This window comes from Flavobacterium aquatile LMG 4008 = ATCC 11947 (assembly GCF_000757385.1).
Lineage (GTDB): Bacteria > Bacteroidota > Bacteroidia > Flavobacteriales > Flavobacteriaceae > Flavobacterium > Flavobacterium aquatile.
Map to the genome: position 1 here is coordinate 109,858 of NZ_JRHH01000003.1, position 13,415 is coordinate 123,272.

Annotated in this window: 10 protein-coding genes; 8 read left to right on the forward strand and 2 right to left on the reverse strand. The window is 33.3% G+C overall.

Going from position 1 to position 13,415, the window contains the following annotated elements; translation table 11 throughout:
• Nucleotides 1-181: 181 nt before the first annotated feature.
• The 7 genes from topA to LG45_RS06375 all read left to right on the forward strand — a co-directional run bounded on the left by topA (nucleotide 182) and on the right by LG45_RS06375 (nucleotide 9,926).
• Nucleotides 182-2,698, forward strand: a complete 2,517-nt coding sequence (gene topA / locus LG45_RS06345) for a type I DNA topoisomerase (protein WP_035125554.1) — start codon at nucleotides 182-184, stop codon at nucleotides 2,696-2,698.
• Nucleotides 2,699-2,701: 3 nt separating this feature from the next.
• Nucleotides 2,702-3,853, forward strand: a complete 1,152-nt coding sequence (locus LG45_RS06350) for a formimidoylglutamase (protein WP_035125555.1) — start codon at nucleotides 2,702-2,704, stop codon at nucleotides 3,851-3,853.
• A gap of 253 nt (nucleotides 3,854-4,106) precedes the next feature.
• The gene (porK, locus tag LG45_RS06355; protein ID WP_035125556.1) at nucleotides 4,107-5,528 is read left to right on the forward strand and encodes a T9SS ring complex lipoprotein PorK/GldK; all 1,422 of its coding nucleotides are present in this window, start codon (nucleotides 4,107-4,109) and stop codon (nucleotides 5,526-5,528) included.
• Nucleotides 5,529-5,583: 55 nt separating this feature from the next.
• Nucleotides 5,584-6,228, forward strand: a complete 645-nt coding sequence (gene porL / locus LG45_RS06360; protein WP_035125557.1) for a type IX secretion system motor protein PorL/GldL — start codon at nucleotides 5,584-5,586, stop codon at nucleotides 6,226-6,228.
• 54 nt (nucleotides 6,229-6,282) lie between these two features.
• A complete protein-coding gene (gene porM, locus LG45_RS06365) occupies nucleotides 6,283-7,812 on the forward strand; it encodes a type IX secretion system motor protein PorM/GldM (RefSeq protein ID WP_035125558.1) in 1,530 nt (509 codons plus the stop codon).
• 51 nt (nucleotides 7,813-7,863) lie between these two features.
• Nucleotides 7,864-8,778: a type IX secretion system ring subunit PorN/GldN gene (porN, locus tag LG45_RS06370; RefSeq protein ID WP_035125559.1), complete on the forward strand. Its 915-nt coding sequence runs from the start codon at nucleotides 7,864-7,866 to the stop codon at nucleotides 8,776-8,778.
• 80 nt (nucleotides 8,779-8,858) lie between these two features.
• Nucleotides 8,859-9,926, forward strand: a complete 1,068-nt coding sequence (locus LG45_RS06375; RefSeq protein WP_035125560.1) for an NAD(P)/FAD-dependent oxidoreductase — start codon at nucleotides 8,859-8,861, stop codon at nucleotides 9,924-9,926.
• On the opposite strand, the gene LG45_RS06380 is transcribed toward LG45_RS06375, so the two are convergent.
• The gene (locus LG45_RS06380) at nucleotides 9,889-10,275 is read right to left on the reverse strand and encodes a DUF983 domain-containing protein (protein WP_035125561.1); all 387 of its coding nucleotides are present in this window, start codon (nucleotides 10,273-10,275) and stop codon (nucleotides 9,889-9,891) included. The two genes, LG45_RS06375 and LG45_RS06380, sit on opposite strands and share 38 nt — an antisense overlap.
• Nucleotides 10,276-10,374: 99 nt before the next feature.
• On the opposite strand from LG45_RS06380, the gene LG45_RS06385 reads away from it, so the two are divergent.
• On the forward strand, nucleotides 10,375-12,282 hold the full coding sequence (locus LG45_RS06385; protein WP_035125562.1) for an ABC-F family ATP-binding cassette domain-containing protein: 1,908 nt from the start codon (nucleotides 10,375-10,377) through the stop codon (nucleotides 12,280-12,282).
• A 148-nt stretch (nucleotides 12,283-12,430) separates the two neighbouring features.
• On the opposite strand, the gene LG45_RS06390 is transcribed toward LG45_RS06385, so the two are convergent.
• Entirely contained in the window at nucleotides 12,431-13,399 is a 969-nt protein-coding gene (locus LG45_RS06390) for an App1 family protein (RefSeq protein ID WP_035125563.1), read from the reverse strand.
• Between the last annotated feature and the right edge of the window lie 16 nt (nucleotides 13,400-13,415).

A 13,415-nucleotide genomic window follows, 5' to 3' on the forward strand; every position in this document is an offset into this window, starting at 1 on the left:
GCCATCCGTTTTCCTGCTTTCATCCCAAAACTTTGCGAAAAAGCAAAGGTTTTTCCTTTCAATCAGGGCTAAATTTCAATCCTTTTTCGTGTTTACTAAAAATCAAATTCCTCTAAAAATTCAATCAAAAACTAAAAATCTAAAAAAAACTTCTACTTTTGCCACACAAACAAAAAAGTAAATGGCAAAGAATTTAGTAATAGTAGAGTCACCAGCAAAAGCAAAAACCATAGAGAAATTCCTTGGCGCAGACTACCAAGTAGAATCAAGTTATGGTCATATTGCCGACTTGCCTTCCAAAGAAATAGGAGTAGATGTCGAAAACGGATTCAAACCCAAATACGAAGTTTCAGCCGATAAAAAAGCATTGGTTACCAAACTTAAAGGACTAGCAAAAAAAGCCGATATGGTTTGGTTGGCTTCCGATGAGGACCGCGAAGGAGAGGCGATTTCATGGCATTTATCAGAAGAATTAAATTTAGATAAAAACAAAACGAAACGAATTGTTTTTCACGAAATTACCAAAACAGCCATTCTAAAAGCAATCGAAAATCCAAGAGAAATAGATTACAATTTAGTAAACGCACAGCAAGCACGAAGAGTTTTAGATAGATTAGTTGGTTATGAATTATCGCCAGTTTTATGGAGAAAAATTAAAGGCGGACTTTCTGCAGGACGTGTTCAATCGGTTTCTGTAAGATTGATTGTAGAACGTGAACGTGAAATTCAAAACTTTAAAGCTGTTGCTAGTTATTCAGTTGTTGCCGAGTTTGTGAACGAAGCAGGAAGAGCTTTCAAAGCCAAACTTCCAAAGAATTTTAATACGAAAAAAGAAGCCGAAGATTTTCTTGCTAAAAATATAGGTTCTAATTATAAGGTAGCCGATTTAGAAACTAAACCTACCAAAAAAATGCCTGCTGGACCATTTACAACGTCAACTTTACAACAAGAAGCAGCACGTAAATTGTATCTTCCAGTAGGAATTACCATGCAATTGGCACAACGTTTATACGAAGCCGGACTTATTACTTATATGAGAACGGATAGTGTAAACCTTTCTAAAGATGCTATGGAAGCTGCTCAAGCTGAAATCATTAAATCGTATGGAAAAGAGTTTTCTAAGCCAAGAACATTTACCAATAAAAGTAAAGGCGCACAAGAAGCACACGAAGCAATTCGTCCTACAGATATGTCGCGTCACACAGTAAATATCGATAGAGATCAAGCAAGATTATACGATTTAATTTGGAAAAGAACATTAGCTTCTCAAATGGCCGATGCCGAGTTGGAACGTACCAATGTAAAAATTGAAGCTAATAATCATCAAGAAGTTTTTACAGCATCTGGAGAAGTTATCAAATTTGAAGGTTTCCTAAAAGTATATTTAGAAGGAAACGATGATGATGAAGACGAGCAAGAAGGAATGTTGCCAGCAATGAAAGTCAATGAGAAATTGATTAACAATTACATCACGGCAACCGAAAGATATTCACGTCCGCCAAGTCGCTACACAGAAGCTGCGTTGGTAAAAAAATTAGAAGAATTAGGAATTGGTCGTCCGTCAACATATGCGCCAACTATTTCTACCATCATCAACAGAAGTTATGTAGAAAAAGGAACTTTGGAAGGTCAAGAGCGAAAATATACTCAATTGACATTACAATCAGGTAAAGTTTCGGATACTATTTTAAAAGAAAATACAGGATCAGATAAAGGAAAATTGGTTCCAACTGATATTGGAAATATCGTAACTGATTTCTTGGTTAAGAATTTTGATGCGATTTTAGATTATAATTTCACTGCCAAAGTGGAGCAAGATTTTGATGAAATTGCAGAAGGAAACATCAATTGGACTACAATGATGCAGGAGTTTTACGATAAATTCCATCCAAATGTAAAAGATGTAGAAGCCAATGCCGATAGAGAAAGTGGTGAACGAATTTTAGGAAAACATCCAGAATCAGGTAAAACGGTTTTGGTTCGTTTAGGAAAATTCGGTGCTATGGCTCAAATAGGCGATAGTGAAGACGAAGAAAAGAAATTTGCAAGTTTACGTCCAGAACAAAACATCGGAACAATTTCATTAGAAGAAGCATTAAATTTGTTTTTACTTCCAAAAGCTTTAGGAACTTATAAAGGAGAAGAAGTTGAGGTAAGTTTAGGTCGATTTGGACCATTTATCCGTTTCGGAAAAGTATTTGTTTCACTTCCAAAAGGTGAAGAGCCTCTAGATGTAGATTTGGAACGAGCAAAAGTTTTAATCGATGAAAAAACAGAAGCAGATGCTCCAATAGCTGTTTATAAAGGAGAAGGCGTTCAAAAAGGGACAGGGCGTTTTGGACCATTTATCAAATGGAATGGAATTTTCATTAATGTTTCTAAGAAATATAATTTCGATAATTTATCTCAAAACGACATCGAAGAGTTAATTGAAGACAAACTTCAAAAGAACATTGATAAAGTAATTCACAACTGGGAAGCAGAAGGAATTTTAGTTCAAAAGGCACGTTGGGGAAGAAGCGAAATTACCAAAGGAAAAATCAAAATTGAATTGAGTAAAGATGTTGATGCTTCTAAATTGACTTTAGCCGAAGTTCAAGAAATGATTGAAAAGAAAGCACCGGCGAAGAAAACAACTGCTAAAAAAGCTCCTGCAAAAAAACCAGCGGCTAAAAAAACAACTACAAAAAAGAAATAATACATGGAATTCGACTTTCTTGCACCATTAGAAACCGATTTAATTATAGATTTAAAACGAATGTCATCACAGCATTTGTCTAGTAAAATTGTGTTTCATACGAGCGAAGATTTTCCAGATATTTCTAAAATTAATATAGCATTAATTGGAGTTCCAGAAAACAGAGGAGCAGAAAACGGAACCAAAGAGGTCGATTTATCGAACATTAGAAGACAATTATACAGTTTATTTCCCGGAAATTGGAGTAAAACTATAGCTGATTTAGGTGATATTTTGCCAGGAAATTCGCCAGATGACACTTATTTTGCTGTTCAAAAAGTGGTTTCTAGATTGCTAAAAAATAAAGTTATTCCTATTATCATTGGCGGATCTCAAGATGTAACTTATGCACTTTATCGCGGTTATGATGATTTAGAGCAAATGGTAAACATGGTTTCTATAGATACTAAATTCGATTTTGGAAAGCAAGATGGAACGCTTTCTTCTGAATCATACCTTACAAAAATCATCGTTGAAGAGCCTAATAATCTTTTTAACTATAGTAATATCGGTTTTCAAACCTATTTTAACTCACAAGAAGAGATAGATTTGATAGAGAAATTATTTTTTGACGCATATCGTCTTGGTGAAGTGTGCAATAATATATCGATTTCGGAGCCAGTTTTTCGTGATGCCGACATGATAAGTGTAGATTTAACATCTGTAAAGTCATCAGATTCAGGAAATTTCAGTACCTTTCAACCCAACGGATTTAATGGTAAAGAGATTTGCGCTTTGTCAAGATATGCTGGTATTAGCGATAAGGTTTCATCATTTGGAATATTTAATCAAAATGGTTCTGAACAAGAAGCCATGTTGGTTGCACAAATTATTTGGTATTTTATAGAAGGAGTTCATTATCGTTCTAACGAATATCCATTTGGAAGCAAAGAGCATTACATTAAATATACTGTTCCATTTGAAAGTGAAGATATCGTTTTTTTCAAAAGTAATAAAACAGAACGATGGTGGATTGAGATTCCATTTTTTTTAAATTCTCACAATAAACTAAAAAAGAATACGTTATTACCTTGTTCTCACGAAGATTATCTGGCTGCTTGCAATCAAGAATTTCCAGAAAGATGGTGGAAAGCGCAACGTAAAAGTATAGTGTAAAATAATAGTGAATAAAAATCTTATAAAATTTAATAACATTAAATTTGTAAGAAATTTAATATATAAATTAAAATAAATAGTAAATTAACGCATTTTTATGCTTTTTATCGATGATTTTATTTTGATAATTAACATTAAATTGTATTTTTGGTCAAACAATTAAAATTTTAAGATATAAAAAATTGTTTTTTTCAAAAATAATAGATAGGTTTACGGCCTCAAAAATAAGAATACACAATTAACCCAAATTTATATGAAGAAGTTCATTGCATTTGCATCTGTTTTAACGCTATTAGTGAGCTGTGGTAAGTCCTCAGACAAAGGTGAATTAGTAGGAGTTAAAGGTAAGAAATGGCATCCAGAGAAACCATACGGAATGACTTTAGTTCCAGGCGGTGCTTTTATAATGGGTAAATCAGATGATGATTTAGCTAATATTCAAGATGCTCCAACAAAAACAGTTACTGTTAGATCCTTTTACATGGATGAAACAGAAATTACTAATAGTGAATACCGTCAATTCGTAGAATGGGTTAAAGATTCTATTATTAGAGTTCGTTTAGCAATTTTAGCAGATGAGCAAGGTATCAAGCCTGGCGCTGGTAAAGGTGGTAAGAATGCTGGTAGTATTGGTGATTTTGCTTTTGCAGATCAAGATCCTGCTAAAATGACTCCGTACGATAAATATATGTATGAGAATTATTACAGTGTTGGTACTGACGATGATCCTTACGCAGGTAGAAGATTGAACAAAAAAGTGAAACTTATTACTGATACAAAAAAATATCCAGATGAATATTATGTAGAAGTAATGGATTCTATGTATTTGCCAGCTGCTGAAGCATATAATGGTTTGAGAACTATTGATGTTAATAAATTAGAATTCCGTTATTCATGGATGGATATTCAAAAAGCTGCTCAAGTTAAAAAAGGAAAGCGTTCAGAATTTATTAAAACAGAAAAAACTCAGATCTATCCTGATACAACTGTTTGGATCAAAGATTTCGCATATTCATACAACGAGCCAATGCATAACGATTATTTCTGGCACCAAGCATATGGAGATTATCCTGTAGTTGGAGTTACTTGGAAACAAGCAAAAGCATTTTGTGCGTGGAGAACACTTAATAAAAATTCATATATTAAAGCTAAGAAAAAAGGTAAAAAAGGTGGAAGAGATTTAATTAACTCTTTCCGTTTACCTACAGAGGCTGAGTGGGAATATGCTGCTCGCGGTGGTTTAGAATCTGGAACATATCCATGGGGTGGACCTTATACTACAAATGATAGACATTGTTTTCTTGCAAATTTTAAACCGAGTCGTGGAGATTATGCAGCTGACCAAGCTTTATATACTGTAGAAGCTAAATCTTATGCTCCAAATGATTACAACTTATACAACATGTCTGGTAACGTTGCAGAATGGACCGATTCTTCTTATGATGCTGCTGCTTACGAATATGTTTCAACTATGAATCCAAATGTGCCAGATTCTTCTAACAAACGTAAAGTTGTAAGAGGTGGTTCTTGGAAAGATGTTTCTTACTTCCTACAAGTTGGAACTAGAGATTTCGAATACCAAGATACTGCAAGAAGTTACATCGGCTTTAGAACTGTTCAAGATTATATGGGAGTTCAAACTACTGCTAACGGTAAAGGAAGAGTAAAACTATAAAAACATTAAAAATTAACTAACTAAATATTAACTTAACTAACTAAAAACTATTATTATGGGATTATTATCACCTAAAGTTATGAACTTTGCTTACGGTATGGGAGCAGCTATTGTTATCATTGGAGCCTTATTTAAAATTGCACACTTTGAAATCGGACCATTAACTGGAACTGTGATGTTAACTATAGGACTTGTAACTGAAGCTGCAATTTTTGCACTATCTGCTTTTGAAGCGCCGCCGGCAGAATTGGATTGGTCATTAGTTTATCCTGAATTAGCAGGTGGACAAGCAAAAGAAAGAACTAAAAAAGAAGAGCCTAAAGATGCTCAAGGTCTATTGTCTCAAAAATTAGACAACATGTTGAAAGAAGCTAAAATTGATGGTGAATTAATGGCTAGCTTAGGTAACAGTATCAAGAATTTTGAAGGTGCTGCAAAATCTATTTCTCCAACAGTTGATGCTATGGCTGGACAAAAGAAATATGCTGAAGAAATGGGTAAAGCTGCTACACAAATGGAAGCTTTAAATGGTTTATATCAAGCGCAATTACAAAGTGCTGAAAGAAATGCACAAATCAACAACGAAGTTGCTGAAAACAACTTAAAATTAAAAGATCAAATGCAGTCATTAACTTCTAACTTGTCTACATTAAACAATGTATACGGTGGAATGCTTTCTGCAATGAGTAATAAAGGATAATTAGTTTTAATAACTATATTTTATTAAATTAACAATTAAAACTAATTAGAAAAAATGGCAGGAGGAAAATTAACCCCTAGACAGAAGATGATTAACCTAATGTACTTGGTTTTCATCGCGATGTTAGCAATGAACATGTCAAAAGAAGTCCTTTCGGCTTTCGGTTTGATGAATGAAAGATTTGAAGGTGCAACCAATTCAGCAAAAGCTACAAATGAGCAAATGCTTCAAGCTTTAGATACTAAAGCGTCTGAATCAAAAGGTGAGTTTATTGCAGCTGCAGCAACAGCTCACAAAGTTGAAACTGCTTCTAAAAAATTCTATGATTTTATAGCAACGCTTAAATCAGAAGTTTTAACTGGTGTTGAATCAGAAGATGGAAAGTTACCTTACGAATCAATGGATAAAGCTGATAATTTAGATCACAGCTGGTTTACAGGTGATGGTTATACAGCAAGAGGTAAAGAAGTTATTGCTGCTATAGAAGCTTATAAAGCTGATATGAAAGCTGCTTTAGCAGATAAAAAATACGCTCCAATTTTAAATGAAGTTAATTCGAAATTTGATTTAACTGAAGTTTCTAATAAAGAAGGTGTTAAAGTAAAATTTTTAGATTATCACTTTAAAGGTTTCCCAGCTATTGCTTCTTTAGCTAAATTATCTGCTTGGCAGAATGATGTTAAGAAAGCGGAGTCTGACGTAATCGCGTCTGCATTAGGAAAAGCTGCAGTTAGTGAAGCTTCTTACAGTAAATTTCAAGCTATTGTTGCTTTAGATAAAAATGTATATTTTCAAGGTGAACCAGTTACTGGTAAAGTAGTTTTAGGTAAATATGATCCTAACGCTCAATTCAGCGGTTTTCAAGGTCCTGGAAAATTAGTTAATGGACAAGCTGTTATTGCAACTACTGCTGGTGCGATAGGTGAGCAAACACTTAATGGTTCATTTAACTTTACTGAAAATGGTAAGGCTATTAAATTGCCTTTTGAAGGTAAATATGTTGTAGTACCACGTCCAAACTCAGCTAATATTTCTGCTGATAAAATGAACGTTGTTTACAGAGGATTACCAAATCCATTGACAATTTCATTCGCTGGTATAGGTGATAATAATGTTACTGCTTCAGCTCCAGGTTTATCTCCTGCAGGGAAAGGTAAATATAATTTAAATCCAGGTTCAGGTACAGAAGTAACTGTTACTGCTACTGGTAAAATGACTGATGGAAAATCTGTTTCTGATAAAAAAGTTTTTAGAATTAAAAACATCCCTGCTCCAGCTGGTTCAATTGGAGGTACAGTGGGTTATCAAAAAGGTGCTAAATCACGTTTAGAAGCTTCAACTGTAGGTGCAATGTTACCAGATTTCGTTTATGATTTAAATTTCGAAGTTACTCAGTTTGCTTTTAAAGTTCCTGGTCAAGCTTCTATTGTTGTAAACGGAAATAAAATCGATGGTAGATGTAAAGCGGCATTAGCAAGAGCTAAAGCTGGTGATCCAATTACTATATCTGATATCAAAACTAGAGTGAATGGTGTAAGCGTTGCAATGAAAACTGCTGCGCCAGCAATATACGAATTACAATAAAAATTTAAGTTTGTCGTTATCTGATTACTTAAATAACAAAGAATAATAAATATGAAATTGAAAAACCTTTTATTAGTTGTTTTTAGTGTTATTGGGAGTTTAGCTTCTAATGCACAATCAAATTTATTGAACGCTAAAACGCCAGATGAAATTGGTAAAAAAACAGCAGCTCAATTAGAATCTGATAACGATAAGCCTCTTCCTTATGGATATGTTCATGACAGAGATGTTTTAATGGGTAAAACTACTTGGGAAATTATTGATCTTGATGAAAGAGTAAATTTTCCTTTGTATTTCCCAGTTGATACTGCTTTTGTTGGAAAAGAAAGAAGATCTCTTTTTCAAGTTTTGTTGAATGGAATAAAAGAAGGTAAAATTACTGAAGTTTACGGTGATGATTATTTTAACTCTAAAAAAACTATATCTGATATTCAGTCTGTATTTAAATTTAGAGATACAACTGATGCTGGTAAAGATGAGTTTAATAATTTTTACGATGATTATAAATCAGGTAAAAAAGTATTATCTGCTGAATACATTAACGAAACTGAATTATCCGCTGCTGATGTTTCTGGATATAAAATTAAAGGTTTTTGGTATTTTGATAAACGTCAAAGTGAATTGAAATATAGATTACTTGCTATTTGTCCTATTGCAACTGAAGCTAGAGATAAAGCGAAAGGTAACACTGATACTATTGAATTGTTTTGGGTTTATTTCCCAGCAATTAGAGATGTATTACATGAAGCTAAAGCATTTAATGACAAAAACTCTGCTATGCCAATTACGTTCGATCACCTTTTAAATTCTCGTAGATTTTCTGGAGTTATTTATAAAGAAGAAAACGTTTACGGAGACAGAACTATTCAAGACTACATGAAAGATAACTCTCAATTACAATTGTTAGAGTCTGAAAGAGTTAAAGAAAAGATTCGTAACTTCGAGCAAGACATGTGGAATTACTAATACAAGTTTTCGAAATAAAATTAAAAAACTCTTACCTTTGGTAGGAGTTTTTTTTTACTCCTAATTTATACTTTTTATCAATGTTCGATTATATAATTGTTGGTTCGGGTCTAGCCGGAATTGCTTTTTCAGAATTTGCAAGCAATCACAATAAGTCATTTCTTGTAATTAATAACCAATCACAAAATTCTTCTAAAATTGCTGGTGGATTGTATAATCCTGTAATTTTGAAGCGATTTAGTGAAGTTTGGCAAGCACAAGAACAACTCGATTTGCTTTATTCTTTCTATGGAAATATTGAAAAAAAATTAGAAGTGAAACTAGATTATAAATTACCATTGCTTAGAAAGTTTTATTCAGTTGAAGAACAAAATAATTGGTTTACAGCTTCTGATAAACCCAATCTTTCAAAATTTCTATCTACAGATTTAGTAACTAAGAAATGGGATGCTATTGATTCACCATACAATTTTGGCGAAGTTCTACATTCAGGTTATCTTGATACAGCATTATTATTAGAAGAATATAAAAAACACTTAGTTGAATTAAATTGTTACCAAGATGAAACATTCGATTATTCTCAATTAATCACAAATTCAGAGTATGTTGAATACAAAAAGATAAAAGCAAAGCACATTGTTTTTGCTGAAGGTTTTGGCATGCTTTTAAACCCATTTTTCTCTAAGCTACCGCTAGACGGAACTAAAGGAGAATTGCTATTAATTAAAGCGCCTAATTTGAATGTAGATGTAATTGTAAAATCATCTATTTTTATTATTCCGCTAGGAAATGATTTATATAAAGTCGGTGCGACTTACAACTGGGAAGACAAAACAAACGTTCCAACGGAAGCCGCCAAAAAAGAATTAGTAGATAATTTATCAGAATTGATTAATTGTGATTTTGAAATTATAGAACATTATGCAGGTGTTCGTCCAACAGTAAAAGACAGACGTCCATTAGTTGGTTCGCATCCAATTCACAAAAACATTCATGTTCTAAACGGACTTGGAACTCGTGGTGTAATGTTAGCTCCAGCAATGGCAGTGGCGTTGTTCAATAACATTGAAAATGATATTCCGTTAGATGCAAATATCGACATCAAAAGAATTAAGAATTTTGTTTCCAGTTTTTATCAAAATGAATAAACAGATTGATATAGATATTTCGAGCAAGTCTTGCAGTAACAGGCATTAGTAAAATAATTCCGCCAATAATGGTTGCAAATGATGGAAATGTAGGTAATCCAATAATGACATTTGTGATTACAAAAATGGCGACACCAATAGCTACAGTCAATCCATAACTTACATACATTGCGCCATAAAAGAATGAAGGCTCAATTAAATATCTTGTATGACAATGGCTACAAGTTTCATGCATTTTGTATAAATCATTCAATTTGTATGGATTTTTTTCTAAATACATACTTTCTTCATGGCATTTAGGACAACTTCCTGTTAAAATACTATATAATTTGGATCCTTTTTTTAACATTTGCAAAAAATTTAACTTTGTTCCGATTTGTCTTATGACTTTTCATTTCAAAGATACTCTTTTAACTAAGTTTCTAATGTAACATTTGTAACAAATTATATGCTAAATATTCATAATTTATCGGTTTCTTTTGGTGGTTCTTATCTTTTTGAAGAGGTAACTTTTAGGCTAGGTTCTGGCGATAGAGTAGGTCTTGTTGGAAAGAACGGCGCGGGAAAATCAACAATGCTAAAAATATTAGCTGGCGATTTCAAACCCGATTCTGGACAAATTGCAACCGAAAAAGAAGTCCGAATGGGTTTTCTTCGTCAAGATATCGATTTTGAGCAAGGAAGAACCGTGCTTGAAGAAGCATATGAAGCATTTACAGAAATAAAAATAGTAGAGAAAAAATTAGAAGAAGTCAATAATCTACTTGTAACTCGAACCGATTATGAAAGTGAAGAATACGGGCAAATAATAGAAGATTTATCCGATTATACGCATCGTTTTGAACTTCTTGGAGGTTACAACTACGTTGGCGACACCGAAAAAATCCTACTTGGATTAGGCTTCAAACGCGAAGTATTTAATAACCAAACCGATACTTTTTCTGGTGGATGGAGAATGCGTATTGAACTCGCAAAATTACTATTACAATCTAACGATATTTTGCTGCTGGATGAGCCAACCAATCACCTTGACATCGAAAGTATCATTTGGCTTGAAGGTTTTTTAAGAAATTTCCCTGGCGTTGTAGTAATTGTGTCGCACGATAAAATGTTCCTTGATAATGTTACCAACAGAACAATCGAAATCTCTCTCGGAAAAGCATACGATTTCAACAAACCATATTCTGAATATCTAGAATTGCGTCATGAAATTCGCGAAAAACAATTGGCAACCCAAAAAAATCAAGCCAAGAAAATTGAAGAAACCGAAAAATTAATCGAAAAATTCCGTGCCAAAGCATCCAAGGCTTCTATGGCGCAATCGTTAATTAAAAAGTTAGATAAAGTAGAACGAATTGAAGTAGATGAAGACGATAATTCCGTTATGAACATTTCATTTCCAGTTTCAAAAGTACCTGGAAAAGTAGTTATTGAAGCTGAAAATGTTACAAAAGCGTACGGAGATAATGTGATTTTAAAAGATATTTCGCTTCTTGTAGAACGTGGTAGTAAAATTGCTTTCGTTGGTCAAAATGGTCAAGGAAAATCTACTTTCATCAAAGCCATTGTAAACGAATTCGAATATAAAGGAACCATAAAACTAGGTCACAACGTTCAAGTTGGATATTTTGCCCAAAATCAAGCCGAATATCTCGATGGCGAAATCACATTGTTACAAACCATGGAAAATGCCGCAACTGACACCAATCGTTCTAAAGTGCGCGACATGTTAGGTTCGTTTTTATTTCGTGGAGACGATGTTGATAAAAAGGTAAAAGTGCTTTCTGGAGGAGAGCGTAACCGTTTGGCATTATGTAAGTTATTGCTTCAGCCAATCAACGTTTTGGTGATGGATGAGCCTACAAATCACTTGGATATTAAGTCTAAAAATGTACTAAAAGCTGCGCTTCAAAAATATGAAGGAACACTACTTTTGGTATCGCACGATAGGGATTTCTTGCAAGGAATGTCAAATATTGTATACGAATTTAAGGATCAAAAAATCAAAGAATATCTAGGTGACATCAACTATTTCCTTGAACAACGTAACATGGAAAACATGCGCGAAGTAGAGAAAAAGGACATCGAAAAAAGAGAAACTCCTAAAGATTCCAACAAAGTTTCCTACGAAGATCAAAAGAAAAGCAAATCACTTCAAAATCGTTTAAGCAAAATCGAAAGTCAAATTAAGCAACTCGAAATCGATATCCAAAACGACGACAAAGCATTGGCTTCCAATTACGACAAACATCTTGAAGACGCTGCTTTTTTCATGGCCTACAACAAGAAAAAATCCGAACTCGACAAACTTTTAGAAGATTGGGAAGTAGTTCAAGAAGAGATTGACAATCTGTAGCTATTTCCAGCTTTCCATTGCAATCTTGCTTTGTGAAAACTTTTTTTGCAAGGTTTTTCAGGAACTTCCGTTGGTCGTTCTGTAAAACCAGCAAAAAATAGTTTTCACAAAGCAAGGATTTCCATTACAATCTGGGCTAGGGCATTAGTTACAATATCAAACCAATTTTTTTAGAATGAGCAATCGCTTCAGCACTATTTTTAAAGTAGCACACTTCAACATTCAAGCTTTCAATATTTTTTAAAGCAATTTCCGCTTTACTTTTTTTAGATGTTCCAGTCTGACGAATATAAACAGCTTTCACATTCACTGGAAAAATTTTGCAAATATCTTCATATAAATAAGGGTCGTGCTGCGAATCGTCACCCAAAAGTGTGTACTGTAAATTAGGATAAAATTCTAAAATGTGTTTTATTTTCTCAAACTTGTGATTGTGATCGCCACGACCAGTAATAAACAAATCAGTCAAACTCGTTTTGATGTCTTTCAACAATAAAACTGCCTTTGGTAATTGATTAATTTCTGTAAATCGAATGATAAATCGGTACAAATTCCATTCACTACTTGAAACATAGAAGAAAGCATTTTGTTCCGTTTGGCTGGTTCGTCCTGCAGAACTTAATGCTAAATAATGGGTTACAACATCTTCATACACTTTTCTGTCAAACACATTTTTGAACAATAAAATGTACAATTTCTTCAAAGGATTTCTAGTGTGCGAAACCAAAAAAGTATCGTCAATATCTGATATAAATCCGAAATTTCCTTCGTGTGGTTTAATGTAATTTGCCGTTTCTTTTATTTCTTTCTCATTATAAAAAATACTTACGCTGTAGTTAATCCAACCAAAATTGGAGTTTTCTTCGATAGGAATACAAAATTTAAAATAGCCATCGTCCAACGTTTTAGTGTGAATTTTTTCGCCATTATATTCTAGATAAACATCGGCATTGGAATGTGTAGCAATCCGAAACATCCGAATTACCGAAGTTGCATTTTTAAAATTCTTCTTCTGAAAATCGTAATCTTCCTTTGAAGTCGGTTTAAAAACATGACCCATCACAATCAATTCTTGATTATTAGCATATCCGCGATATAATTTTAGAATGGGCTTCATTTTATTTTATACATTT

Bases quoted from the DNA above. Each gene is read 5' to 3' on its own strand.
- LG45_RS06375 (WP_035125560.1), top strand. From the start codon at position 8,859: ATGTTCGATTATATAATTGTTGGTTCGGGTCTAGCCGGAATTGCTTTT.
- porN (WP_035125559.1), top strand. From the start codon at position 7,864: ATGAAATTGAAAAACCTTTTATTAGTTGTTTTTAGTGTTATTGGGAGT.
- porK (WP_035125556.1), top strand. From the start codon at position 4,107: ATGAAGAAGTTCATTGCATTTGCATCTGTTTTAACGCTATTAGTGAGC.
- LG45_RS06350 (WP_035125555.1), top strand. From the start codon at position 2,702: ATGGAATTCGACTTTCTTGCACCATTAGAAACCGATTTAATTATAGAT.
- LG45_RS06380 (WP_035125561.1), bottom strand. From the start codon at position 10,275: ATGTTAAAAAAAGGATCCAAATTATATAGTATTTTAACAGGAAGTTGT.
- porL (WP_035125557.1), top strand. From the start codon at position 5,584: ATGGGATTATTATCACCTAAAGTTATGAACTTTGCTTACGGTATGGGA.
- LG45_RS06385 (WP_035125562.1), top strand. From the start codon at position 10,375: ATGCTAAATATTCATAATTTATCGGTTTCTTTTGGTGGTTCTTATCTT.
- porM (WP_035125558.1), top strand. From the start codon at position 6,283: ATGGCAGGAGGAAAATTAACCCCTAGACAGAAGATGATTAACCTAATG.
- topA (WP_035125554.1), top strand. From the start codon at position 182: ATGGCAAAGAATTTAGTAATAGTAGAGTCACCAGCAAAAGCAAAAACC.
- LG45_RS06390 (WP_035125563.1), bottom strand. From the start codon at position 13,399: ATGAAGCCCATTCTAAAATTATATCGCGGATATGCTAATAATCAAGAA.